At 56.2% G+C, this 24,964-nt stretch carries 20 protein-coding genes; 5 read left to right on the forward strand and 15 right to left on the reverse strand.

Annotation, left to right across the window (positions count from 1 at the left end):
• Positions 1–7: 7 nt before the first annotated feature.
• Positions 8–1,579 carry a Re/Si-specific NAD(P)(+) transhydrogenase subunit alpha gene (locus RZA33_RS04865; RefSeq protein WP_317506726.1) on the reverse strand — a complete coding sequence of 524 codons (1,572 nt, stop codon included), beginning with the start codon at positions 1,577–1,579 and terminating at the stop codon, positions 8–10.
• A 343-nt stretch (positions 1,580–1,922) separates the two neighbouring features.
• Between RZA33_RS04865 and RZA33_RS04870 the strand changes: the two genes are divergently transcribed.
• A complete protein-coding gene (locus tag RZA33_RS04870) occupies positions 1,923–3,332 on the forward strand; it encodes a cytochrome ubiquinol oxidase subunit I (RefSeq protein ID WP_317506727.1) in 1,410 nt (469 codons plus the stop codon).
• Positions 3,329–4,330, forward strand: a complete 1,002-nt coding sequence (gene cydB / locus RZA33_RS04875; RefSeq protein ID WP_317506728.1) for a cytochrome d ubiquinol oxidase subunit II — start codon at positions 3,329–3,331, stop codon at positions 4,328–4,330. Before RZA33_RS04870 ends, cydB begins: the two co-directional genes overlap by 4 nt.
• Before the next feature lie 108 nt (positions 4,331–4,438).
• On the opposite strand, the gene RZA33_RS04880 is transcribed toward cydB, so the two are convergent.
• From RZA33_RS04880 to RZA33_RS04890, 3 genes are all read right to left on the reverse strand, one after another.
• Positions 4,439–5,608: an alpha-hydroxy acid oxidase gene (locus RZA33_RS04880; RefSeq protein ID WP_317506729.1), complete on the reverse strand. Its 1,170-nt coding sequence runs from the start codon at positions 5,606–5,608 to the stop codon at positions 4,439–4,441.
• A 218-nt stretch (positions 5,609–5,826) separates the two neighbouring features.
• A complete protein-coding gene (locus tag RZA33_RS04885) occupies positions 5,827–6,144 on the reverse strand; it encodes a c-type cytochrome (RefSeq protein ID WP_317506730.1) in 318 nt (105 codons plus the stop codon).
• Between the two features lie 103 nt (positions 6,145–6,247).
• Entirely contained in the window at positions 6,248–7,534 is a 1,287-nt protein-coding gene (locus RZA33_RS04890; protein ID WP_317506731.1) for a PQQ-dependent sugar dehydrogenase, read from the reverse strand.
• Between the two features lie 482 nt (positions 7,535–8,016).
• Between RZA33_RS04890 and RZA33_RS04895 the strand changes: the two genes are divergently transcribed.
• Complete coding sequence (locus tag RZA33_RS04895) at positions 8,017–9,006, forward strand: hypothetical protein (RefSeq protein ID WP_317506732.1); 990 nt, start codon at positions 8,017–8,019, stop codon at positions 9,004–9,006.
• Position 9,007: 1 nt separating this feature from the next.
• Positions 9,008–9,748: an HIRAN domain-containing protein gene (locus tag RZA33_RS04900; protein WP_317506733.1), complete on the forward strand. Its 741-nt coding sequence runs from the start codon at positions 9,008–9,010 to the stop codon at positions 9,746–9,748.
• Here RZA33_RS04900 and RZA33_RS04905 read toward each other — a convergent pair.
• The 9 genes from RZA33_RS04905 to RZA33_RS04945 form a co-directional block, all read right to left on the reverse strand.
• Positions 9,745–10,389, reverse strand: coding sequence for a hypothetical protein (locus RZA33_RS04905; protein WP_317506734.1), 645 nt, complete (start codon positions 10,387–10,389; stop codon positions 9,745–9,747). The genes RZA33_RS04900 and RZA33_RS04905 overlap by 4 nt on opposite strands.
• A 178-nt stretch (positions 10,390–10,567) precedes the next feature.
• Positions 10,568–11,950 carry an L-serine ammonia-lyase gene (locus RZA33_RS04910; protein WP_317506735.1) on the reverse strand — a complete coding sequence of 461 codons (1,383 nt, stop codon included), beginning with the start codon at positions 11,948–11,950 and terminating at the stop codon, positions 10,568–10,570.
• A 242-nt stretch (positions 11,951–12,192) separates the two neighbouring features.
• Positions 12,193–13,059, reverse strand: coding sequence for a formyltetrahydrofolate deformylase (purU, locus tag RZA33_RS04915; protein WP_317506736.1), 867 nt, complete (start codon positions 13,057–13,059; stop codon positions 12,193–12,195).
• Between the two features lie 62 nt (positions 13,060–13,121).
• Positions 13,122–13,757, reverse strand: a complete 636-nt coding sequence (locus RZA33_RS04920; protein ID WP_317506737.1) for a sarcosine oxidase subunit gamma — start codon at positions 13,755–13,757, stop codon at positions 13,122–13,124.
• Positions 13,750–16,800 (reverse strand): sarcosine oxidase subunit alpha family protein, encoded by a 3,051-nt coding sequence (locus RZA33_RS04925; RefSeq protein WP_317506738.1) that lies wholly within the window; start codon positions 16,798–16,800, stop codon positions 13,750–13,752. The genes RZA33_RS04920 and RZA33_RS04925 overlap by 8 nt, the downstream gene beginning before the upstream one ends.
• Complete coding sequence (locus RZA33_RS04930) at positions 16,797–17,138, reverse strand: sarcosine oxidase subunit delta (protein ID WP_317506739.1); 342 nt, start codon at positions 17,136–17,138, stop codon at positions 16,797–16,799. Before RZA33_RS04930 ends, RZA33_RS04925 begins: the two co-directional genes overlap by 4 nt.
• 22 nt (positions 17,139–17,160) lie before the next feature.
• Positions 17,161–18,411, reverse strand: a complete 1,251-nt coding sequence (locus tag RZA33_RS04935) for a sarcosine oxidase subunit beta family protein (protein WP_317506880.1) — start codon at positions 18,409–18,411, stop codon at positions 17,161–17,163.
• 13 nt (positions 18,412–18,424) lie between these two features.
• On the reverse strand, positions 18,425–19,738 hold the full coding sequence (glyA, locus tag RZA33_RS04940) for a serine hydroxymethyltransferase (protein ID WP_317506740.1): 1,314 nt from the start codon (positions 19,736–19,738) through the stop codon (positions 18,425–18,427).
• Positions 19,739–20,022: 284 nt separating this feature from the next.
• Positions 20,023–21,129 (reverse strand): hybrid-cluster NAD(P)-dependent oxidoreductase, encoded by a 1,107-nt coding sequence (locus RZA33_RS04945; RefSeq protein ID WP_317506741.1) that lies wholly within the window; start codon positions 21,127–21,129, stop codon positions 20,023–20,025.
• Between the two features lie 362 nt (positions 21,130–21,491).
• Between RZA33_RS04945 and RZA33_RS04950 the strand changes: the two genes are divergently transcribed.
• A complete protein-coding gene (locus RZA33_RS04950; RefSeq protein WP_317506742.1) occupies positions 21,492–22,778 on the forward strand; it encodes an aromatic ring-hydroxylating dioxygenase subunit alpha in 1,287 nt (428 codons plus the stop codon).
• A 58-nt stretch (positions 22,779–22,836) separates the two neighbouring features.
• Here the strand turns inward: RZA33_RS04950 and RZA33_RS04955 are convergent, their stop codons facing one another.
• Both RZA33_RS04955 and RZA33_RS04960 read right to left on the reverse strand, forming a co-directional pair.
• Positions 22,837–23,688, reverse strand: coding sequence for an ABC transporter permease (locus RZA33_RS04955; protein ID WP_317506743.1), 852 nt, complete (start codon positions 23,686–23,688; stop codon positions 22,837–22,839).
• Between the two features lie 3 nt (positions 23,689–23,691).
• A complete protein-coding gene (locus RZA33_RS04960) occupies positions 23,692–24,945 on the reverse strand; it encodes an ABC transporter permease (RefSeq protein WP_317506744.1) in 1,254 nt (417 codons plus the stop codon).
• Positions 24,946–24,964 lie beyond the last annotated feature (19 nt).

Consider the following 24,964-nt stretch of genomic DNA (forward strand, 5'->3'; position numbering starts at 1 on the left):
CCGCCGCTTAAGATTTTTGGAACATGGCCAGCATCCGGCGTGTCACCAGGAAGCCACCCACGATATTGATTGACGCGATCAGCACCGAAATCGCCGCTAGTATGCCCACGATCACGCTACTCGTGCCAATCTGCAAAATAGCACCGAGAATAATGATGCCCGAGATCGCGTTCGTCACCGCCATTAAAGGCGTATGCAGCGAATGACTCACGTTCCAAATCACCTGGAAACCGATAAAGCAGGCCAGCACAAAGACAATAAAATGCTGCATAAATGAGGTCGGCGCCACCTGGCCAAGCAGCAGCATAAGCACACCGCCAACAGCCAACAATCCGATTTGACGTTTGGTTTGTGCCTTGAACGCCGCCTGCTCGGCGGCTTTTTTCTCCTCCGGCGTGGGCTCCTTCTCTTTCTTTTTCGGCTTTGCCGCACCAATCGCTTTCACTTTAGGCGGCGGCGGTGGGAAGGTGATTTCGCCATCGTGGGTCACCGTAGCGCCACGAATCACATCGTCTTCCATATTGTGATTAATCACGCCGTCTTTCTCGGGCGTCAGATCGGTCAGCATATGGCGGATATTGGTGGCGTAGAGCAGCGATGACTGGGTGGCCATGCGCGAGGGGAAGTCGGTGTAGCCGATCACCACCACGCCGTTATCCGACACTACCCGCTCGTCTGGCTTGGTCAGATCGCAGTTGCCGCCTTTTTCAGCCGCTAAGTCGATAATCACCGAACCGGGCTTCATGGCCGCCACCATATCTTCCAACCACAGCTTGGGCGCGGGCTTGCCGGGAATCAGCGCGGTGGTAATCACAATGTCCACATCCGGGGCCTGCTCGCGGAAGCATTCAAGCTGCTTCTCGCGGAACTCCGGGCTTGAAGGCGCTGCGTAACCACCGCTTTCGGAACCATCCTGACTTTCATCAAATTCGAGGAACAGGAATTCTGCACCCATGGACTCGATCTGCTCAGAGACCTCGGGGCGCACGTCAAAGGCGCGCACCACGGCGCCCAGGCTGGTAGCGGTGCCGATCGCCGACAAACCCGCCACACCGGCGCCAATCACCAGCACCTTGGCGGGGGGCACTTTACCGGCCGCCGTTACTTGGCCGGTAAAGAAGCGGCCAAAATTGTTGCCCGCCTCAATCACCGCCCGGTAGCCGGCGATATTGGCCATGGAGGAGAGCGCGTCCATCTTCTGGGCCCGGGAAATACGCGGCACCATGTCCATGGCAATAACGGTAGCACCCTGGGCCTTGCACTTCTCCAGCAGCGCTTCGTTTTGCGCCGGCCAAAAGAAAGCGATCAAGGTCTGGCCTTTGCGCAACCGCTCGGCCTCTTCATCAGAAGGCTCGCGGACTTTAATCACTAACTCAGCGTCGTTCCAGAGCGCGTCGACACTATCGACAACGGTAACGCCCGCATCGCGATAAGTATCGTCATTAAAGCCCGCTGCCAAGCCGGCGCCGCTTTCTACTAAGCACTCGTGGCCCAGCTTCTGAATTTGCTTGGCACTCTCGGGGGTTAACGCGACACGCGCTTCCCCCGGAGCACTCTCCTTTGGTGCACCTATCTTCATTCTTATTCTCCCTATTTAAGACTCAATACAGCGTCGTCAGTGCGCTTGCTAAAAGTAACGCTAACAATTTAGCAAACCATCATCATGATGAGTTATCAAGCACTCTAGATTTATCATCTAGCGCCTGACGGCGGGTAAACAGACGTCTATACATTTTGAGATATTACCACTCTGCGACAATGCGCCCTAGCCCAAAAAGCAAGCTTTAAGTTATAGGCAAATAGCGATTGGTTTAGAATAAAGATGTCGAGATAAGCATATTCCAAAAACATAAAAATGATACCTGACGTGCTCGCTTGGGATTTACTTGTCTCATTTCCACGACACGCTCTGGGAGGTCATCATGGAGCTCGATCCGCTATTATTATCCAGGCTACAATTTGCTTTCGTGGTGTGTTTTCACGCTATCTTTCCGGTATTTACGATTGGCTTAGCGTCTTATATCGCCCTTCTGCACGGACTTTTCTATAAAACTGACAACCCGGCATGGGACCGCCTTGCGCTATTTTGGACCAAGGTATTTGCCGTGGTCTTTGGCATGGGAGTGGTCTCGGGAATTGTGATGTCATTCCAGTTTGGTACCAACTGGAGTAATTTTTCGCTGGCCACATCGAACTTTTTAGGGCCTGTATTGAGTTACGAAGTGGTCACGGCGTTTTTCCTTGAAGCCGCCTTTTTGGGTGTACTGCTATTTGGCCGGCATAAAGTTCCGGAGGGCGTTCACCTGTTTGCTGCGATTATGGTGGCCGTTGGGACGTTTATCTCTTCGTTTTGGATTCTCGCCGCAAACAGCTGGATGCAGACTCCCGCTGGGTTTGAACTGATCGACGGACGTTTTCATATTACCGCCTGGTCGGAAGCCATTTTCAACCCTTCGTTCTGGTACCGCTTCGCTCATATGGGCATGGCGTCTTTCCTCACCGGTGGTTTTGTGGTGGCGGGGGTGAGTGCCTGGTTCTTACTACGCAAGCGCGACGTGGAGGCGAACAAAAAGGCGCTTTCCATGTGCTTGTGGCTGCTGCTGTTTTTGACGCCCGCTCAGGCGGTGATCGGTGATTTCCACGGGATCAACACCCTGGAGCACCAGCCGACCAAAGTCGCCGCCATGGAAGCCAATTGGGAAGCGCAATCTAACGCACCGCTACTCTTATTCGCCTTGCCTGACCAAGACGCCCAGACCAATCGCTTCGAAATCGGCATTCCCAGCTCGGCAAGCCTAATTCTGACCCACAGTAGCGATGGTGAAGTCCCCGGCATTAGTGACGTCGCCCGCGACGAACAACCACCGGTGGCGATTGTATTCTGGTCGTTCCGCGTGATGGTGGGGCTGGGCCTATTGATGATTGGTGTGGCTCTGACCGGGCTGCTGCTGCGCCGCCGAGGCCGCGTTTACGAGAGTTCGCGCTACCTTAAAACTCTGGTCGCCATGATTGGCGCACCCTTCGTGGCCGTTTTGGCTGGCTGGATTGTGACTGAATCAGGCCGCGCGCCGTGGCTGGTATACGGCGTGATGAGCCATGCTGAAGGGCTAACACCGTCGCTGAGTGGCGGCATGGCGCTGTTCACGCTGCTGGGCTATATCGCCGTCTACAGCGTGGTGTTCTATGCGGGGATCTACTACCTCACGCGGGTGGTCCGCAACGGCATGCTACCGGCCCCGGATGAAGTCGCTGGCGAAGTTGAGCGGCCTAAGCGGCCCCTTTCCGCCGCCCACACGCCATTCGATGATGGTTTTAAAGGAGCAAACTCATGAACAGCCTTGACCTAACGTTGATTTGGGCGGTTATTATCGGCTTCGGCGTTATCATGTACGTAATGATGGACGGCTTTGATTTGGGGTTGGGGATTCTTTACCCCTTTGCGCCAGACGAAGAGTCCCGTGACGTAATGATGAACTCCATTGCACCGGTGTGGGATGGCAATGAAACCTGGCTGGTATTGGGCGGCGCCGGCTTGCTTGGGGCCTTCCCGCTGGTCTACTCGGTGTTCCTGCCTGCCCTGTATATTGGTGTCTTTTTGATGTTGGCGGGCTTGATTTTCCGCGGTATCTCGTTTGAATTTCGCTTCAAATCCAAGCGCAATCGCCACTGGTGGAACCGTGCTTTTTGCTGGGGTTCGGCCATTGCAGCCTTTGCCCAAGGAGCGGTGGTGGGCGCCTACATTCAAGGCTTTGCAGTCGAGGACTTTGTGTATACCGGCGGCGCGTTTGACTGGCTAACGCCGTTCAGCGTGCTGACCGGCCTGGGCCTGATGGCAGGCTACGCGCTGTTAGGCGCCACTTGGTTGATTCTGAAGTCTGAAGGCCACGTTCAGCAGTGGGCCTACCAGATAACGCCGAAGCTGCTATTGGCGGTGCTGGTGGTGTTTGGCATCGTCAGCTTGTGGACACCGCTGGTGAGCATGGCGGTGCGCGACCGCTGGCTCAGTCAGCTGCAGTTGATCTGGGTCTTCCCCATTTTGGCCATGGTCTGTGCCGCAGTACTCTACCGAGCAGTGAAGCGCCAGCAAGAGAACTTGCCGTTTGTGATGGCGCTAGGGCTCTTCATTTTTACCTACTTGGGCCTGATTGCCAGCAAATGGCCGGTCATTGTGCCGCCCAACTACACCATCTGGGATGCCGCTTCTGCGCCGGAATCGCAGCTCTTCCTCTTGATTGGCATGCTGTTTGTGATCCCTGTGGTGCTGGCGTATACCGCCTGGTCGTATTGGGTCTTCCGCGGCAAGGTAAAAGTGGGCGAAGGTTACCACTAAGCCACGCCCGCTGGCCCAACTGCCGCCGCTTATGCGGCGGCATTTTTATGGTCGCGCAGGCATCAAGTACCGAGTGATAGACCCCGTTAGGGCTTAGTTAATTATTACTTAGAGCTTTACCGTGGGGTCATCAAAGCCTTTGGGCACATATAGATTGTGCGGGCCCAGCCGTTTAACATCCGTTTCACCACATAGCGCCATGGTGGTATCCAGCTCTTTGTGAATGATGTTGAGCGCTTTGGTAACGCCCTCTTCGCCTGCCGCCCCAAGGCCGTAAGTATAGGCGCGGCCAATGTAAGTGCCCTTGGCCCCGAGAGCGAGCGCCTTAAGGACATCCTGACCGGAACGAATGCCCGAATCCAGATGCACTTCAACGTCATCGCCGACTTCATCCATAATGCTCGGCAGCATGCGAATGGAGCTCATCGCGCCATCCAACTGACGACCGCCGTGATTGGAAACAATAATCGCGTCGGCACCAATCTCCACCGCGCGGCGGGCGTCTTCGGGGGTCATAATACCCTTAACGATAAATTTACCGCCCCACCACTCTTTGAACAGGGCAATACGCTTCCAATCGAGCGACACGTCAAAGGCTTCCGAGGTCCAGGTGGATAGCGAGGAGGGATCCGTCACGCCTTTCGCGTGGCCGACGATATTGCCAAACGAACGCCGCTTAGTCCGCAGCATTTCAAGCCCCCAAGGTATTTTGGTGGCCATATTGGCAATGGATTTAGCGGTAAGCTTAGGGGGTGCTGAAAGCCCGTTCTTAATATCTTTATGGCGCTGCCCCAAAACCTGCAGGTCGACAGTCACGACAATGGCTGAGCAGTTGGCGGCCCTGGCGCGCTCAAACAGGCGACGCATAAAATCGTCGTCCTTAAGGGTATAGACTTGAAACCAAAAGGGCTGTGTTGTGTGCTCGGCGACATCCTCGATCGAGCAAATCGACATGGTCGAAAGCGTAAACGGCACGCCAAACTTCTCAGCCGCCTTGGCCGCCTTAATTTCACCGTCGGCCGACTGCATGCCGGTTAGACCGACCGGCGCCAACGCTACCGGCATGGCAACCTCTTCACCAATCATGCTGCTGCGCGTCGAACGGCCCGACATATCCACCGCAACACGCTGCTTAAGGTGAATCTGATGGAAGTCGCTGGTGTTCTCGCGGAAGGTCTGTTCCGTCCAACTACCCGACTCGGCGTAGTCGTAAAACATTTTTGGCGTACGCCGAACGTAGTGGCGTCGTAGATCTTCAATATTGGTATAGACCGGCATGTTGAATTCCCCAGGACAGATAGTGCAACTTACTGGATAACCGAAAATGCTACCAGTTTGTTGGCACTCCATGCCCTGTTAATACCGCACTTCTTTAGTAGTAGCTGTAATAGCCACTGGCCGTGACGAGCTCATTGGTATAAAGGCTATGCTGGCAAAGACCAAGCAGGGTCAGGGTCATTTGAACCCTGAAAGCTCCTTAGGCGGCGCCACCCAGGTTACTCCGGTTGTTCGCCTAGATAGGCAGCAAGGTTGGCGATGTCTTCGTCTGACAAATCGGTAGCATTGGGAATCATCAGGGAAGAATTGGCTCCCACCCGTTCACCGGCTCTATAGGTTTCAAGACGGGAGGCGATGTAATCAGCGTCCCGCCCGGTAAGCGACGGGAAGCTGGCCATTCCCTTACCTTCCCGACCATGGCATTGGGCGCATTCATCTGCATACAACGTTTCACCGGCGGACTTATCCGCAGCCTGAGCAGTAGCCGTCAGCGCAGTTACCACCATTAAAACAACGAAAGGCAGACATCTCTTCATTGGGCTTTTCTCAACAAATTATGGTCAACAGCTGTAGGCGGGTGTGCAGCCGCGCTGACATGCGCCAGCGCGACTACCAATAGCTCAAAGTGCCAGCAATAGCTTATTCCGGTGTGACTCGGTAAATATTACCCTCATCAACCATCGTATAGAGGTCACCCTCTGGGCCTAGCACAAGCGACCGAAAGCGCGACGACCCCATTGGCAGGGGCATTTCGGCAACGTCGTTGACTGAAAGCCCATCCTCCGCTATATCGATCATATTAATACGTTGCCCCACCGGCGTGTCTCCGAAACCGATCCCTAAAAAGCCAACCAGCAAACGTCCATCCCATTCGCCCCACTGATCACCCTGCAGAAACACAGCAGGCGCCATGCCCTGAGAGAGCTGATTGTTTTGCCAAGCCGGCTGCATGGCGTCGGGGTAGGTTTCTGTATCTGTTATCGGCATATAATCTGCACGTTTTTCCGGGTCCATCCCTTCATTCTGGTTAGGCTGGTAGCCGCAGTAATCGTCTGGGCAATCACCACGACCCGCCATGTTAGGACGCGGGTCCCAGCCGCTGTTACCACCATTAACTAGCGCATTAATCTCGTCTGAGTGCCAGGGGCCATGCTCGGTCACAATTGGCTGGCCGGTTTCCGGATGAAAGGCGATGCCCTGTACATTGCGGTGCCCATAGGTATAGATCCGTGGATCGAAGCCCTCAGGCGGATCGTTTCCCTCGGCCGCTTCACCCTCCCGGTTGATACGCAGCACCTTGCCACCGAGAAGCTCCGGCGATTGAGGTAGCTCGCTATTATGGTTGTCGCCGGTGGTCACGTATAGGTAACCGTCTTCCGGGCTGAAACGGATACGTCCGCCGTTATGGGCACCAGCGTCGCCGAACGGATGGTCGGTAGCGGCAGGTTTGTATGGAATGTCATCGACAATGTCGGTACGTTCGGAGACCTCATCAAAATCGCTGTTCACCGTCATCCGTAGGACGCGATTAGTATGCGGTTCGGACTTGTTAGACGCGGAGTAAACGTAAACCCTCCGGTTATCGTCAAAATCAGGGTCAATCGCCACCCCGTTCATCCCGGCTTGCCCCTGGCAGAAAAGGTCGTCGGCGGTGGTGGCATAGTCTTCAGTGCCCTCCATCCCGAGCAGATGTTCTATGTCGCCATCGGGAAGCCGCACCGACAATCCACGGCATCTTTCAGTGAAAAACATCGTTCCATCGGCAAGAAAGGCCATATCCCAAGGATTTTCAAGATCGGACACCACCGTCGTGTGACTAAGTTGGGGTCCATCATTTGCACTTGCCGTCGTGATGCCAGGCAAGCCAATAATCAGTGCGGAAGCAATGGCTGCGCTAAGCGGCCGCAGGGTTGGTTGTTCAGACATTGAAGGTACTCCTTCCATTTGTTCATTATAGTTTTATCAACGTCGGGGGCGTTTTATTAGTTTAGATCGACAACCAGCACGGTCAATGTTTCTGCCCCGTTAATGGCACTGATGGATCGCTGGACCACGCTCCAGGGCTTGGTAACCCCAGACCGCCAGCGATGCTTGTTTAAACGCTGTCGATGTAGTGGTGGTAGACGGCACGCCCGAACTGACCTATTGGCAATGAGATTAACTCTGACCGACGCAGCAGAGCCTTGTTGAAGACGCAGTTAGGTAAATAGCACGGGGCGCTACTGGGTTAGCAAGTAAGGCGCTCGCCAATGTGCCGGCAGCATAGCGACACAACGTCAAGCCATTTGACGTGAGAGCGTTATGATCGGCTAGCGCCACCATTCTTGCGGTGGCGGTATAGATAAGTTGATCTGCAATACGGGAAAGCTCATGAGAGCTTTTTTATCTCTAAGGGGGTAGAAATCACCATGATTAATCGTGAAGACATTCATCAGCGACCAGACCAAGTGATTGATATAGTGGGTTGGGATGTTCACCAAGATTATGAAGTCTTCCCAGTAGGCGCTCGTGACAAATCACTCCGCGTCTGTCCCGACCCAGCCCCATATGATTTCTGTGTGCCTGGGCATCGCTACTTATTTAAAGAAGCTATTAAAAGCGCGAAAAGCTCTGAGCCACGATACCCCGATCAATATTGGGCGGAGGTAATCTCTTTTCATATCGGCCGATTAATGGGTCTTACCCTACCACCCGTTTTTGTTGCCTTTGATTCGTCTCGAAACGAGCCAGGTACAGTCAACGAGTGGTTTATTGGCTATACCAATAGTAGAGAAGATCGCTATGTTGCTGGTGTAGATTACTTGCAACGACTTATACCAGCTTTTGATTTAGATAAAGGTAGGCAGCATAATCTAACATCCATTATCGAACTAAGCCGCGTGCTAGAGAGAGGAGGATGGCTTACGCATGATTGGCAAAAATACTGGGGGCTTTGCCTATGTTTTGATGCATTGATTGGCAACACTGATCGCCACCAAGAGAACTGGGGATTGATTTGGGGAGAAAAAGGTCCAACTGCTCGTTACACGCCCTGCTTTGATAATGGCACCAGCCTCGGTCATGAATTGCAGCCCCAAAGAATGCAAAACATGATGCATGACTCAAACCAGCTAAATGCCTACCTCAGAAGAGGTCAACACCACATGCGCTGGGCTAAAAGCGACCCAAAGCGCCTGCCGCTGATTAAGGGCGTTAATCATTATTGTCAGCTATTCCCTGCTATTCGACCAATACTGATAGAACGATTAAGGCGTTGGTGCGATGATGACCTCAGAGAATTGTTGGGTAGTCTGACCGAATTCGACCTACCACACCCCTTTACTCAGCAACGCGCTGATTTCGTTGCATTTTTGACACTGGCAAGGAGAGAGCAACTGTTACTGGCTCTGGAGAAATAGTATGACCCGCTTAATCGAACACCTTGTGGAACCACAACGGCTACTGCTTTATTGGCAGGCGCGGGAGAGTAAAATGCGCTCTCGCTACCTAGTGGGAGAATTAGCCAAGCGGGACGACAAAGTGGTTCTAGTGTATGACCTAGACAGTCCGGAGCTAGCAGAAGCAAAGCTTCTAGGCTTTCGAGGCTACCCGGCGTTTCCGATGAGGCAAGCAGAGCACAACCATCAGGTACTGGAAGCTTTCACTCGCCGCTTGCCACCACGCAGTCGTCGTGACTTTGGTCGTTATCTTGAACTGCGCGCTATCCCAGTGGATGCCAATGTTAGCGACTTCGCTTTACTGGGCTACAGTGGCGCCAAGCTACCCAATGACGGGTTTGAACTTGTTCACCCTTTCGATAATCCACCTGAAGCCTTCGAGGTGTTAATTGAAATAGCAGGCTTCCGACATGAATCACAGCTTGATATAACAGATTTACAGATAGGCTGCAGCGTTCAATTTGTACCCGAACCTGAGAATCCTGTGGATACTGCTGCCATCCGCATCGAAAGCGCAGGGCGCAAACTGGGCTATGTACCGAGAGGACACCTCGACATGCTGCACCGCATGTTAAAAGAAGGCGCTATCCTCGAAGGGGAAGTGTTCCGCACCAACGGTACATCAGAACGCCCGCTTGTCTATATTCTGACGCGTATTTTAAAGGGCAACCTACCCCTTCAAGCGCTAAAAATGCAGGCTTAGGAACTGTTTTCACTGACTGCCTCATGCCTCAATAACTTTCCAAGTTGATAAAGGTCGTGCGTATACCTATCAAGCTTAGCGAATATAAACGAGATAAATATTAATGCGTAAATTAGCAGCATCACTAACAATGGTTCGTTAAGCCATACCAGCCAAGGCAGTGATACTGGATAATTAAGCGTATAAATACTCATAGCGCCCAATAGCTGAACCAGGAAGCAATTAACAATCACCAGGGTAATCAACGCTGCTCGTATATTGAAGTTCGGCAGCGTTGTTTTCCAAAACGGCAAGTGGCGAACCGTCACTTCACCGTTGTCGCCGTTAATATTCAATCGTGCTTGACGTCGTAACAAGGGGATCGCGTAGCTGCCCTCCTCCGCCTGAGTAAACGCTGTCAGCGCGGTGCCGTGATCAAATCCAGGTCCCAAAGCGTTACTAACCGCATGGTCAAACGCTGAATGTGCATTTGTTTGTGCCGCCGCGTTTGCCTTCGCTGATAGCTCTTTTAAGCGGCTCTTATCGGTGCTCGACAGCTTTTTATCATTGCCAACGTTAATATTGTAGTGGGTTTCATACACCTGATATAAAGCGCCTGTCACGCCCACAAAAATAACGATAAAAACAATATAGATCAGCATTTTAAACAAAACCTCTCAGACGAATAACGACCCAGACAACCGAAAGAATATTCGTTAGCCTTCAAACTAAGTTGACGACTATGCCTGGGGGCCACTCATCTGTACAGGCTCAGATAGAAAACGCTGATTCCTGCCTCAGCGTGTTTCCGGTGTTTGTACCTGCTCCAGCAGGTGCTGGTTAACACTCGATGGCGTTGACGGCTAGCCCACCCTTAGAGGTCTCTTTGTACTTATCCAGCATGTCTCGGCCGGTATCGCGCATGGTGCGAATGACTTTATCCAGCGAGATGAAATGCGTGCCATCGCCGTGCAATGCCATTTGAGCGGCGTTGATGGCCTTGATGGTGGCAATGGCATTGCGCTCGATACAAGGCACCTGCACCAGCCCGCCAACGGGGTCGCAGGTCAAACCCAGGTTATGCTCCAGGCCGATTTCGGCGGCATGCTCGACCTGCTCCGGCGTTCCTCCCATAACATCGGTCAGGCCGGCGGCCGCCATGGCACACGCCGAGCCTACTTCCCCCTGGCAGCCGACTTCGGCGCCGGAGATCGAGGCATTTTTCTTGCAGAGAATGCCGATGGCGCCTGCCGCCAGCAAGAAGTCCACCACGTTTTTCTCGCAGGCATTAGCCTGGAATTTCATGTAATAGTGCAGGACGGCGGGAATGATGCCCGCGGCGCCGTTGGTGGGCGCCGTTACCATGCGCCCGCCTGCGGCGTTTTCTTCGTTGACGGCAAGGGCAAAGATATTCACCCACTCCATCGCGGAAAACGTCGTAGCGATCAGGCATTCATTCTGTTCTGCCGCCTGAAGCCGCTGGTGAAGCAGCTTGGCACGCCGCTTGACGTTCAAGCCACCCGGCAACACCCCTTCATGTGCCAATCCATTGTCAATGCATTCGCACATGACCTGCCAGATTCGCCACAGCTCGTTTCTGACCTCTTCTTCCGTGCGCCAGACTTTTTCGTTTTCCAGCATCAGCCGGCTGACGCTCAGCTTCTCTTGTTTACATAGCGATAAGAGCTCGTCAGCCGTATCGAAGTTGTAAGGTAGGGTTACACCACCCAAATCGTCTAAAGGCCTATCCACCTGGGCCTGTTCAATCACAAACCCGCCGCCTATCGAATAATAGATGTTTTCATACAACAGCTGGCCCTCAGACGTAAAAGCCGCCAGCCTCATGGCATTGGGGTGGTGAGGCAAACTCTCTTCATGAAAATAAAGATCATTCGCCCAATCGAACATGACGTCTTTTTGTCGGCCTAGCGGCAATAACTGGCATTCTTTTAGCGCCTGGATGGCGGGGTTAATCATCGAAGGGTCGATCCTGTCAGGGCGCTCCCCCATCAGCCCCATAATGATCGCGTGATCGGTGGCGTGTCCGATCCCCGTCGCGGATAGCGACCCGTAAAGGTGGACTTCCAGACGCTCTACCTGATCAATCAGGCGGTTTTCGCGCAGCGTGGCGACATAGTTGAACGCCGCCTGCATGGGCCCGACGGTATGGGAACTGGAGGGGCCTACGCCAATCTTGAAAAGGTCGAAGACACTGATAGGCATTGGAATACCTCTTGTCGTATAAACAGGTAACCTCAGGCATTGCCTGAAATATTTTATAAGTTATTGAGTGTTTGACGTGACCATAACGACAACGACGTTATGGGCAGTTACCGCCCAGTGACGTCTGTTGTTGATCCGTCTTTTTAGCCAAGCAAAGGGTAGTTAACGCTAGCCAGCGTCTGTTAGCGGTTGCCGTCACCCGATCTTAAAACGCGCTTTTTTGACAGCGCTTTATTCGTCAATTAATTGCTGAACACGACGGTACGCCCGGCGTAAAAGAAGACCCGGCGTTCCAGATGATAACTGACCGCCCTGGCCAAGGTGAGACATTCGATATCACGCCCCTTGGCGACCAGATCCTCGGGATAATGAGTGTGGTCCACTGGCTCAACACCCTGGGCAATAATCGGCCCTTCGTCGAGGTCGTTATTGATGTAGTGCGCCGTGGCGCCGACCAACTTAACCCCTTTCTCATATGCCTGATGGTAAGGCTTAGCGCCTTTAAAACCCGGCAGCAGCGAGTGGTGAATATTGATGGCCCGGCCGGCTAATAGTTCACACATGGAAGGCGACAGCACCTGCATATACCTTGCCAGCACCACCAGCTCGGCGTCGGTTTCCGCGATGATATCGCGTACCTGAGCTTCCTGCTGCAGTTTCGTCTCAGGGGTGATAGGTAAATAGTGATACGGCAGGCCGTGCCAAGTGGCGAGCGGCTCAAGATCCGGATGGTTGGAAATAATCGCCCGGATATCGATGGGCAGCTGCCCGGTACGATAACGGTAGAGCAGATCATTCAGGCAGTGATCCGCCTTCGAGACAAGAATCACGGTGCCGGTGCGCTTGCCGGGCGGTGTCAGCTCAAACTGCATGTCGAATTCGCTTGCCCGTGCCGCAAAATCCGCATGGAAGAGCGATTCGTCGAACGCGTCTCGCTCTGGGCGAAACTCGGCGCGAATGAAGAAGCGCCCGCCGAGCCGATCGTCGAAAGAGTTGAGCTCGGTGATGTAGCACGCTTGCTCTTTGAGAAAGCGTGTAACGACGTCCACCGTACCCAAACGGCTCGGGCATTGGGCGGCAAGTATCCAGGTATCACTCATTCGGCTCATGGTGCATGCGTCTCGGTTAGCGGCAGAGAGTAGCGGCCGGAACGCCGTTCCGGCCTGCCTGCTTATTGTTGTACGTTAACGCCGTATTCTGACCCGGCATCCAGCAACCAGCGGTAGCAGTAATCGGCAAAGCTGCGGCGAATCACCAGCTCCCAGCGGTCCTCACTGGGACGGCGAATAATGGTGGTCGCCTTGGCAAAGACCGTCGTGACGCCCTTGCCCACTGGGAAGTGACTGGGGTGCACGTCGTAGGTCACCGTTTTCATCAATAGCTCTTGCGCCGCCTCGCCGGAAAGCTCGATCAGGGTCTGGCCGCCGCTGACGTCGCTGATCGCGAAGTGAGCGCTGCCTAGATGCTCGCGCAGCTTGGTCTCCAGCGGAAACTCCTCGCCGCCGGGCACGATCACCAGCCATTCATCCGGGGAAAGCCACTGAATGGAGCGCTCGCCGCTGGCGTCCTGCACCAGCGTTTGGGGCTGGCCGGGCAGGTTGAGCCCCAGCACGTCGCGCACTGCCTCGTCGAGCACAATAGCGCCGCCACGCAGGATCAAATGCCCCTGCATTGCCCGCTCGCGCAGCTGGAGCCGGCTTTCGCCGCCGGCCCGTGGAGCACCGCTGTGCCGGTAGCTGTAGGCTAACGGGGACTCTACCGGGATAGCGGTATCGGTACGGGTATCGAAGGTGGCCGCGTTAGACATGCTGGCGCTCTCCCTTAGGGTCGTAGAAAATGGTGCTGACGATTTCGGCCTCATGAGTTTGACCATCCGCCATAGGCAGGTAGACCGTCTCACCCAGCTTCTGGTGGCCGCCCTTCACCACCGCGAGCGCAAAGCCTGAATCCAGAATCGGGCTGTAGTAGCTGGAGGTGACATGACCCACCATCGGCATGGGGATCGCATGCTTGGGGTCAAGCACAATCTGGGCTCCCTCTTCGAGAATCACCTTCGGGTCTTTCGGCCTGAGCCCCACCAGCTGCTTGCGGTTCTCGCGCTTGGTGTCGGAACGCGTCAGGGCGCGCTTGCCGATCCATGAGTACGGCTTGTCGTAGCCGATCGCCCAATGCATGCCTAAGTCTTCCGGCGTCACTGAACCGTCGGTCTCCTGCCCCACGATGATGAAGCCCTTTTCCGCCCGCAGGACGTGCATGGTCTCGGTGCCATAGGGCGTCAAGCCATATTTCTCGCCATGCTTGAATAGGGTCTGCCAGACGTGCATGGCATAGTTGGCTTGCACGTTAATCTCGAAGGTCAGCTCGCCCGTAAAAGAGATGCGGAAAACTCGGGCAGGCACCCCCGCCACTTTTCCGGATCGCCAATCCATAAACTTGAAACTATCGCGGTCAAGATCGAGATCACTGATCTCAGCGAGCAGCTTGCGGGCTTCAGGACCGGTGATCGTCATAGTGGCCCAGTGGTCAGTCACTGAAGAGAAGTAGACATCCAATTCCGGCCACTCGGTCTGATGCCATAATTCCAACCATTCCAGGATTGCGGCAGCGCCACCGGTAGTGGTGGTCATCAAAAAGTGATTTTCAGCAAGGCAGCTGGTCACGCCGTCATCGGTGACCATGCCATCGTCCTTGCACATCAGGCCGTAGCGGCACTTGCCGACTGCCAGCTTCTCCCACTTGTTGGTATAAATCCGCGCCAGAAACTCACGCGCATCTGGCCCTTGAATATCGATCTTGCCAAGCGTCGAGGCATCGAGGATACCGACCTTCTCACGCACCGCCAGGCACTCGCGGGCAACCGCCTCGTGCATCGTCTCGACCTTGCTATTCACCTTTTGTGGATAGTACCAAGGGCGTTTCCACTGGCCGACGTCTTCGAACTCGGCGCCGCGCTCTACGTGCCATTGGTGAAGCGCGGTGTAGCGTTCGGGGTCGAACAGATCACGGCAGTGGCGACCGACGATGGCACCGAAGGTCACCGGGGTGTAGTTGGGACGGAACACCGTGGTGCCCACCTCGGGGATGGATCGATTCAGGCAGCGAGCCGCAACCGCCATACCGTTGATGTTGCCCAGCTTGCCCTGGTCCGTACCGAAGCCCATCGCGGTATAGCGCTTGATGTGCTCGATGGACTCAAAGCCTTCTCGGGTCGCAAGCTCGATGCCCGCGGCGGTGACGTCGTTCTGCAGGTCGACGAACTGCTTGGGTCCGCGCAGCGTGGACTTCTCGTGGGGCACTTGGAAGAGTGCCACTGCAGGCCCTTGCTGAAGATGTTCGGCGCTAGGTAGGCTAACCGCCTGGGCGGTGTGCCCGGAGGCAGCTGCCGCCCTGATTCCCGCCTCGACACCCTCGGCGAGTACATCGCCCAATGCATAGGTACCCTTCGCACCGCCACACGCCTGAACGCCCTTCACCAGCCCCGGCACGAAGCCGAGAATATCGTCGCGCCAGGTAGGTCGCGCACCGGTGTGGGAAGCCAAGTGAATCACCGGGCTGTAGCCGCCGGAGCTGGCGATGGTGTCGCAGGCCAACTCCTGAACCGGGCCGCTGACTTTGAAAGCCTCAATATCGATCTTGGCGACCCGTGCTGCGGAGACCCGATTGCTGCCCTTCGCCTCGATAACGGCACTGCTGGCAATAATCTTGATGCCCTGGGCGCGGGCAGCGTCGACCCAGTCGCCCGCCGGCGCCTCGCGGGCGTCCACGATAGCGACGACCTCACAGCCGGCCTCTTTCCAATCCAGAGCAGCGCGGTAGCCGTCGTCGTTGCTGGTGGAGAGCACCAGCTTGCGGCCCGGTGCCACGCCATAGCGACGGATGTAGGTCGACACAGCGCCAGCCAGTAGGTTGCCCGGCACGTCATTGCCCGCGTAAACCAGCGGACGCTCGTGGGCGCCCGTGGACAGGATCACCTGACCGGCGCGTACCCGGTGCAGACGCGCACGTACCTGACGGTGGCCATTTTCCACCGGCGCCGTATCGCCCAGGTGCTCGGTGCGCCGTTCATGCAGGGTGACGAAATTGTGATCGTGATAGCCGTTGGCCGTGGTACGCGGCAGCAGGGTGACGTTCTCACAGAGCGCCAGCTCGTCCAGTACCCGGGCCACCCACTGATCCGCCGGCTTGCCATCCAGGGTTTCACGACTGGCCAGCAGTGAGCCGCCCATTTCTTCCTGCTCGTCGGCCACCATCACCCGGGCGCCGCTACGTGCGGCGGCCAGCGCTGCCGCCAGACCCGCGGCGCCTGCGCCAACGACCAGCACATCGCAGTGCTGATTGAAGTGATCATAGCTGTCCGGATCATTTTCCATGGGGCTACGGCCCAGCCCCGCCGCCTTACGGATGTACTTTTCGTAGGTCAGCCACATCGAGGCCGGCGCCATGAAGGTCTTGTAGTAGAACCCCGGCGGCATGAACTGACCGCCCAGCTTGCCGACCAGACCCATCAGGTCGCGCTGCACGTTCGGCCAGCCGTTGGTGCTGGCCGCGGTCAGGCCGCCATACAGTGCCTGCTGGGTGGCGCGTACGTTGGGCACTTGGCCCGCTTCGCTGCTGCCCAGCTGCACGATGGCATTGGGTTCTTCGGCGCCAGCGGCAACAATGCCGCGGGGACGAGAATATTTAAAGCTGCGGTTGACGATATCCACGCCGTTGGCCAGCAGCGCCGAGGCCAGTGTATCGCCAGGGTGGCCTTGGTAACGCTCGCCGTTGAAGGTGAAGCTCAACGTGCGGGAGCGGTCGATACGGCCGCCCGTGTTTAGGCGGTACACTTGTTGCTTGGACTGGCTCATGCCCGCACTCCTTCTTGTTGGCTTACCGCAGCGGCCTCGCGAGGCGGGTTCTGGCTTTCGGCGGTAATCGACGGCTGCTCGCCCATTTTGTAGGTCTCGAGAATCTCGTAGCTCACGGTGTGACGCGTCATGTTGAAAAACTTGCGGCAGCCCACCGCGTGCACCCACATTTCATGGTGAACACCACGGGGGTTATCGCGGAAAAACAGGTAGTTACCCCATTCTTCGTCACTGCACGCCTCGGGCTCCTTGGGTCGCTCGAGATGCGCCTGGCCCTTGGGGTGAAATTCCTCTTCCTCACGGTGTTCGCCGCAGTAAGGGCAGTAGATATAGAACATTTGGATACTCCTCGTACAAACCCTAGTGGGCCACGCCGGCGGCGCCGTGCTCGTCGATCAGCGCACCACTGTGGAAGCGGAACATGGAGAAAGGCTCGGCGATGGGGTGCATTTCCCCCTTGGCCAGGCTGGCGGCAAACACATGCCCCGACCCCGGCGTCGCCTTGAAGCCGCCGGTACCCCAACCGCAGTTGAAGTAGAGACCTTTCACCGGTGTCTTGGAGATGATCGGACAGGCATCCGGGCAGGTATCAACGATGCCGCCCCATTGGCGGTTCATGCGCACCCGCGAGAAGATCGGGAACATCTCGACGATCGCCTGGAGCGTGTGCTCCACGGTGGGGTAGCTGCCACGCTGGCCATAGCCGTTATAGCCGTCGATGCCTGCACCGATGACCAGATCGCCCTTGTCGGACTGGCTGATGTAGCCATGCACCTGGTTGGACATCACCACCGTATCGAGCACTGGCTTGATGGGTTCGGACACCAGCGCCTGCAGCGGATGGGATTCCAGCGGCAGATTAAAACCGCCCATTTTGGCCAGTACGGAGGAGTTACCGGCCGTCACACAACCGACAGTTTTGGCTTCAATATCACCACGGTTGGTGTGTACACCGTAGATCTGGCCATCACGAATCTTGAAGCCGGTGACTTCGGTCTGCTGCAGAATGTCCACGCCGTGGGCATCGGCGCCGCGGGCATAGCCCCAGGCCACCGCATCGTGGCGCGCCACGCCGGCGCGCGGCTGCCAGGAGGCGCCCATCACCGGGTAGCGAGCGTTTTTGGAGCAGTCCATGATCGGCACCAGCTCCTGCACGCCTTTGGCGTCTAATACTTCACCGTCAATGCCATTCAGCCGATTGGCATTAACCCGGCGCTGAATATCGCGCATGTCCTGCAGGGTATGCCCCAGATTGAGCACCCCCCGCTGGGAGAACATCACGTTATAGTTCAGATCCTGCGATAGCCCTTCCCACAGCTTCATGGCATGTTCGTAAAGGGCGGCCGACTCGTCCCATAAGTAGTTGGAACGCACGATAGTGGTATTACGGGCGGTGTTGCCACCGCCCAGCCAGCCCTTCTCGATCACCGCCACGTTCTTGATGCCGAACTCTTTAGCTAAGTAATAGGCCGTTGCCAGGCCATGGCCACCACCACCGACGATGATCACATCGTACTGCTTCTTGGGTGTGGGATTACGCCACTGGCGTTCCCAATTCTCGTGGTGGCTCAGCGCGTGCTTGACCAGGCCGAAGCCGGAATAGCGTTGCATAGGGGCGCTCCTCTCAAGCAATGGCTTCGACGGTTTCAGCGACAGGCTCAGCGTAAACAGGGTGCAGGGCACACACCTCGCCCACCTTGGCTCGCACCTCGGCTTCGATGGTCGCGGTGTCATTACCGGCAGCCAATTCGTCCAGGATGTCGCAGATCCATCCGGACAGCTCACCACACTCCTGGGCATCGAAGCCGCGCGTGGTGACCGCCGGTGTGCCAATGCGCAGACCAGAGGTCACGAACGGGCTCTGGGGGTCGTTAGGCACCGTGTTCTTATTAACGGTGATATGCGCGCGGCCCAACGCCGCGTCCGCATCTTTACCGGTGATGCCCTGGCGAATCAGCGAGACTAGAAAGAGATGGTCGTCGGTACCGCCTGACACCACATCATAGCCGCGTTCCATGAACACCGTGGCCATGGCCTGGGCGTTATCGATCACCTGCTGCTGGTAGCGCACGAACCCTTGGTTCATGGCCTCCTTGAACGCCACCGCCTTAGCGGCGATGACATGCATCAACGGGCCACCCTGCTGGCCCGGGAAGACCGCGCCGTTCAACTTTTTGTACAGCGCTTCGTCGCCATCAGCAGAAAGGATCAAGCCACCCCGAGGACCACGCAGCGTTTTGTGGGTCGTCGTGGTCACCACATGGGCGAATGGCAGCGGGCTTGGGTAGAGGCCAGCGGCAACCAAGCCGGCGACATGCGCCATATCGACCATCAACCAAGCGCCCACCTCGTCGGCGATGGTGCGAAAACGCCGCCAGTCCACTACCCGTGAGTAAGCGGAGAAACCTGCAATAATCATCTTCGGTTGGTGCTCACGCGCCAGACGCTCAACTTCTTCGTAGTCGATCTCGCCGGTTTCCGGCTTGAGACCATACTGCACGGCGTTGTAGTGCTTGCCCGAAAAATTGGGTGCAGCACCATGGGTTAAGTGGCCGCCGTGGGCGAGACTCATGCCCAGCACGGTATCGCCGGGTGAAACCAACGCCATGAACACAGCGGCATTGGCTTGGGCACCGGAATGCGGCTGCACGTTGGCATAGTTGGCACTGAACAGGTCACAGGCGCGCTCAATGGCCAGGGTTTCGACCTTGTCAACGAACTCGCATCCGCCGTAATAACGGCGACCGGGATAGCCTTCAGCATACTTGTTGGTCAGCTGGGTGCCCTGTGCTTCCATGACAAGCTTGCTGGTATAGTTTTCGGAGGCGATCAACTCGATATGCGCTTCTTGGCGAACCGTTTCTTCAGCAATTGCCTCAGCGAGCAAGCTGTCGTAATTGGCCAAGCGAGCATTGGGGGAAAAATTATCTTGAAGCATTAGCGCCTCCTGATGAGTCACTTCTTTATTAAGTGCTGGACATACTCTTTAATGCTGATAAACCCAGGTCGCTATCAACCCAAGTCCCTATCAACGCGTTGTTACCGCGATACTATCGTTGGTTCCCGGCCCCAAGATGCTTGCCGACGTCACCGCTCGATGTATTTGCGACATCGGCTACATTTAGCCGATACCGCGCCTGAGGCTGCCCAAAAAAGCCAAGCGCCCTAGACGGGCAGTAGCCGTTTAGGGCGCTTGAACCTGGGTAGCCATGTGCTGGCTGGCTAGAAATCCACCACCAGATTGCCTTTCGGCCGACTGCAGCACGACAGAATGTAACCTTCTTCAACATCCTCATCAGTAATGCCGCCGTTATGCTCCATCTCCACTTCACCGGATTTGAGGGCTACTCGGCACGTGCCGCAAATCCCCATACCGCAGGCCTTGGGAATATGCAGGCCAAGCTTCGCTGCTGCCGAGTGAACCGTCTCGTTAGGCTGGATGCGGACACTTTTGCCTGACGATGCAAATTCAATGCTGTGCAAGTCGCTGGTATCGACATTTTCGGCATCGACTTCAGCCTGCTCGGCCAGCTCACGTACATCCTCACGAACCTCTACCGGCGTGGCGCCAAACAACTCTTCGTGATAATGGCTCATGTCGAAATTATGGTGTCGCAGGATACGTTTGATGGCATCCATGTAAGGTGCCGGACCACAACAAAAGATCTCCCGCTCCATGAAGTCCGGCACCATCAGTTCAAACAGCGGCTGGGTTAGGTAACCACGGTAGCCAGCCCAGGCCTCGCCAATATCTTCCTTGCTCTCGCAGATGATGTGCAGCTTGAACTCGGGGATGCGCGAAAACATATGCACCAGCTCGCGGTGATAAATCACATCGCGGGGGGCTCGGGCGCTGTGGATGAACTCAACGTCAACCGCAGCGTTGGTATCGAAAAGCCAGCGGGTCATGGACATCAAGGGGGTAATGCCCACACCACCCGAGAGAAACAGCACTTTCTCAGCGGGGTAATCGATGGAGTTGAAGTTACCTACCGGCCCGTGCACGACCAGCTCGTCGCCCACCTTCATATTGGCGTGCAGCCAATTGGAGACCTTGCCGCCCGGCACCTGCTTGACGGTGATGGAAAAGCTGTAAGGAATCGAAGGCGAGCTGGAAATCGTGTAGGAGCGCATGATCGGCTGGTTATCAATCTCAAGCTCCAGCGTCACGAACTGACCGGGCTTGAAGAAGAACAGCACCGGCTGCTCGGCCATAAAACAGAACGTGCGTACATCCTGAGTTTCCTGGATTATTTTGACGCACCGCACTTGGTGGCGACCGTTGGTCCAGGTTTGGGTCGTGACCGGATTAAAGAAATTAGTTGTCATTGTCGCCTCTGCCTGAACAGCCTTTATCACTATGCATCACCGGCCCGTATTGACGATACGTCCAGCACCTTTGAGCTGCATTCTGGGCACGCGACTCTTCGCCGACTTACCTGACAGCGACTCGCACTTACCTCATGCCCCTCTTTATCGTTTAGAAACCTCTGTTTTAGTCGCCTCTACGCCTCCTAATGTCGCGGGTAGATAACTGGCAAGGAGGCGCCTGCAACACAATCGGTCACTAACGTCAGGGCACGTTTGAATAAAACGCCAGGTTACGCAACAAAACAACAAGACTCACAATCTGGACTATCGGCCGATTCGCAGCCCTTGAGGGGGGAGCGGAGGTTCAAGAGGATACTGGTATGGAAAAAAGTGTTTCTAATCGGATGGACGACCCGCTTGCTGCGGCGCGTGAGTCAACGGTCCAGATGCTGCAGGAAAGAGGGCGTACCTTTTCGCTTCCGCAGCCGTTTTACAACGATGCCCGCCTGTTCGCGCTTGATATGCAGGAGGTCTTCGAGAAAGAGTGGCTGTTTGCTGGCATGACGTGCGAAATCCCGGCCAAGGGCAACTTCATGACGTTGGATATCGGTGACAACCCCATTGTCATCGTGGGCGGCAATGAAGGCGCTGTTCATGCATTTCACAATGTCTGCCGCCACCGCGGGTCGCGTCTGTGCGTCAAAGAAAAGGGCAAGGTGGCCAAGCTCGTCTGCCCTTACCACCAGTGGACCTACGAACTTGATGGTCGCCTGCTGTTTGCCGGCAGCGACATGGGCACTGACTTCGACCTCAACCAGTTTGGCCTCAAGCCGGTCAACGTGTGCACCGCTGGCGGCTTCATCTTTATCAACCTGAGCGATGAGCCGCCCGCGATTGATGACTTTCTGACCACGCTAGAGCATTACCTCGAACCGTACCAGATGGACAACGTCAAGGTCGCCACCGAGTCCAGCATCGTTGAGCAGGCCAACTGGAAACTGGTCATCGAAAACAACCGCGAGTGCTATCACTGCAACGGCGCCCACCCCGAGCTACTGAACTCGCTCCAGGAATTCGATGACACCGACGACCCACGCGCCACGCCCGCCTACAAAGCCCTAGTGGCTCGGAAACAGGCGGACTGGGACCGTGAGCAGGTACCCTACCAGCTGACGCGGCTGGGCCAGCAGAACCGCCTAACCCGCACGCCGCTGTTGGATGGCATCGTGTCGATGACCATGGACGGCCAGCCCGGCTGCCAGAAGCTGATGGGGCGGCTTAAAAGCCCCGATATGGGGTCGCTGCGCATCCTGCATCTGCCCAACTCATGGAACCACTTCATGGGCGATCATGCGGTCGTGTTCCGCGTGCTGCCGGTTGGTCCGCAGCAAACCGTGGTGACCACTAAATGGCTGGTTCACAAGGACGCTGTGGAAGGCGTTGACTACGACCCCGAAAAGTTGCGCCGCGTGTGGGACGCTACCAATGACCAGGATCGCCAACTGGCCGAGGAGAACCAGCGCGGCATCAATTCTAAAGCCTATCAGCCCGGCCCCTACTCCGAGACCTATGAATTTGGCGTTATCGACTTTATCGACTGGTACGCCGCCCGGATGCTTGAGAATTTGAGCCACGAAGTCCCTTCGTTGAAGCTGGCTCAAGGCTAAGCGGCATCGCGATCCATTACGTTGTCGATTAGGGGAGGCTCAGCCTCCCCTTTTTTGTTTAGCCGGGCGAGAGCCCCCGCAGCCGCTCGCCGCGGCGGCGCAGAAACTCAAGGGTGGTGAGCAGCAGCATCGAGAGCAGTACCAGCATGGTTGCTACCGCTAAAATGGTCGGGCTGATCTGCTCGCGGATGCCCGACCACATCTGTATCGGCATGGTGCGCTGTTCAGGGCCTGCAATGAACAGCACCACGACCACTTCATCAAAGGATGTAATGAAAGCGAACAGCGCCCCCGACACCACCCCCGGTGTGACCAGTGGCAGCACCACCTTGAAGAAGGTTCGCGTCGGATTGGCCCCGAGGCTATGCGCGGCACGGATCAGCGTGGTATCGAAACTCGATAGTGTGGCCGTCACGGTGATAACCACAAAGGGAATGCCCAGCGCCGTATGCGCCAGGATCACGCCTACGTAGGTCTGGGCGAGATTGACCTTGGAAAAGAAGAAGAACATCGCCGCCGCAGAGATGATCAGCGGCACGATCATCGGCGAGATCAGCAGCGCCATAATCACGCCACGCGCCGGCATGTATCGACTCGACAACCCCAGCGCCGCGACGGTTCCCAGCACCGTGGCCAGCAGTGTGGAGGCGATACCGATGATGAAGCTGTTCTTGATGGCATTGAGCCACGCGCTAGACGTAAAGAAATCCTGATACCAGCGCAACGAATAACCGGCCGGATCAAACGTCACCATCGCCTTGCTGAAAGTGAAATAGGGCTCGGCATTGAACGACAACGGTATGATCACCAGTAGCGGCCCGATCAGGAACAGAAAAACCAGCCCGCAGATACCTAGGAATATGGTGTGCCAGATGCGCTCGCCACGGGTGGCATAGGAAGGAATGGCCATCGTTTACCCCAGCTTAACCTTGTCGACGCCGATCAGGCGATTGAATACCAAGTAGCAAATAATCACCACGAACAGCAGGATGGAGGAAATCGCAGCCGCCAGCCCCCAGTTGAGCGATGTCTGCATATGGTAGGCGATGTAATTAGTAATGAAGCGGCCCGACTGCCCTCCCACCAGCGCCGGCGTGATGTAGTAGCCGATCGACAGGATGAACACCAGGATACCGCCGGCGGCAATGCCCGGAATCGTCAACGGGAAATAGACCCGGCGGAAACTCAGAAACGGCTTGCCGCCCAACGAGCGTGCGGCGCGCATATAGCTGGGCGGGATGGTCTTCATCACCGAGTAGAGCGGCAGAATCATGAACGGCAGCAGGATATGCGTCATGGCGATGATCGTGCCCATCTTGTTGTGGATCATCTGCCATCTGGCCTCATCAGCAACCACCCCAAGAAATACCATTATATCGTTCAATACACCTTGAGACTGCAGGATGGCGATCCAGGTGGTGGTGCGCACCAGCAGCGAGGTCCAGAAGGGCAGCAGCACCAGAATCATCAGCAGGTTGGAGTGACGCGCAGGAAGACTTGCCAGCAGAAAAGCCACCGGAAAACCAAGCAGTAACGTCAGGCCGGTGATGACGGCGCTCATCCACAGCGTCCGCCAAAACAGGGTGGCGTGGATCTGCATATATTCCGGCACTTGGACAATATCGCCGTCCGGGCTCAACTGGAGATCGACCGCTGCTAGATAATACGACATCGTATAGGGAGACGCCTCACGCTGGATCAGCTTCCAGGTATCGAGCTCCCCCCAGGTGTCATTGACCGCAATGAGCGACTCACGATACGGCGGTTCCAGTGTGCCGACACGGCGCGCCGTGCGGCTGATGGTCGAACGCATGCCCGACTTTTCATAGTTCAGCCGACTGGACAGCAATCCCAGGTTACGCTCTTGCTGGCCTTCGCGGAGATCCTCGGCCAAAGCGGCAAAGGCAGCTTCATCGGGTAATGACTCACCGTTCCAGCCTTCCAGCGCTGAAACGGTGCGGGATAAATGGGTAGACACTTCCGGGTTATCGACACTGCGCCACAGCATTTCGAACAAGGGCATCAGAAAAGCGATAAACAGGAATGCCAGGAGCGGCGCCACCAGCAACAGCGCCTTGATTTTCGAGCGTCGCACGGTACGACGTAGGCTGACCTTGAGCGGCACACCATCGGCCGTTGTCAAAGGAGCTGCAGGAGATTCGGACACGTAGGTCGCTCCATCAGGC

The organism is Halovibrio sp. HP20-59 (assembly GCF_033052795.2).
Classification (GTDB): Bacteria; Pseudomonadota; Gammaproteobacteria; order Pseudomonadales; family Halomonadaceae; genus Vreelandella.

Coding starts and splice junctions, on each gene's coding strand:
- purU (WP_317506736.1), bottom strand. CDS start 13,059: ATGAGCCGAATGAGTGATACCTGGATACTTGCCGCCCAATGCCCGAGC.
- RZA33_RS04955 (WP_317506743.1), bottom strand. CDS start 23,688: ATGGCCATTCCTTCCTATGCCACCCGTGGCGAGCGCATCTGGCACACC.
- RZA33_RS04895 (WP_317506732.1), top strand. CDS start 8,017: ATGATTAATCGTGAAGACATTCATCAGCGACCAGACCAAGTGATTGAT.
- RZA33_RS04900 (WP_317506733.1), top strand. CDS start 9,008: ATGACCCGCTTAATCGAACACCTTGTGGAACCACAACGGCTACTGCTT.
- RZA33_RS04935 (WP_317506880.1), bottom strand. CDS start 18,411: ATGCAACGCTATTCCGGCTTCGGCCTGGTCAAGCACGCGCTGAGCCAC.
- RZA33_RS04925 (WP_317506738.1), bottom strand. CDS start 16,800: ATGAGCCAGTCCAAGCAACAAGTGTACCGCCTAAACACGGGCGGCCGT.
- RZA33_RS04865 (WP_317506726.1), bottom strand. CDS start 1,579: ATGAAGATAGGTGCACCAAAGGAGAGTGCTCCGGGGGAAGCGCGTGTC.
- RZA33_RS04930 (WP_317506739.1), bottom strand. CDS start 17,138: ATGTTCTATATCTACTGCCCTTACTGCGGCGAACACCGTGAGGAAGAG.
- RZA33_RS04890 (WP_317506731.1), bottom strand. CDS start 7,534: ATGTCTGAACAACCAACCCTGCGGCCGCTTAGCGCAGCCATTGCTTCC.
- RZA33_RS04885 (WP_317506730.1), bottom strand. CDS start 6,144: ATGAAGAGATGTCTGCCTTTCGTTGTTTTAATGGTGGTAACTGCGCTG.
- cydB (WP_317506728.1), top strand. CDS start 3,329: ATGAACAGCCTTGACCTAACGTTGATTTGGGCGGTTATTATCGGCTTC.
- RZA33_RS04880 (WP_317506729.1), bottom strand. CDS start 5,608: ATGCCGGTCTATACCAATATTGAAGATCTACGACGCCACTACGTTCGG.
- RZA33_RS04950 (WP_317506742.1), top strand. CDS start 21,492: ATGGAAAAAAGTGTTTCTAATCGGATGGACGACCCGCTTGCTGCGGCG.
- glyA (WP_317506740.1), bottom strand. CDS start 19,738: ATGCTTCAAGATAATTTTTCCCCCAATGCTCGCTTGGCCAATTACGAC.
- RZA33_RS04910 (WP_317506735.1), bottom strand. CDS start 11,950: ATGCCTATCAGTGTCTTCGACCTTTTCAAGATTGGCGTAGGCCCCTCC.
- RZA33_RS04870 (WP_317506727.1), top strand. CDS start 1,923: ATGGAGCTCGATCCGCTATTATTATCCAGGCTACAATTTGCTTTCGTG.
- RZA33_RS04905 (WP_317506734.1), bottom strand. CDS start 10,389: ATGCTGATCTATATTGTTTTTATCGTTATTTTTGTGGGCGTGACAGGC.
- RZA33_RS04945 (WP_317506741.1), bottom strand. CDS start 21,129: ATGACAACTAATTTCTTTAATCCGGTCACGACCCAAACCTGGACCAAC.
- RZA33_RS04920 (WP_317506737.1), bottom strand. CDS start 13,757: ATGTCTAACGCGGCCACCTTCGATACCCGTACCGATACCGCTATCCCG.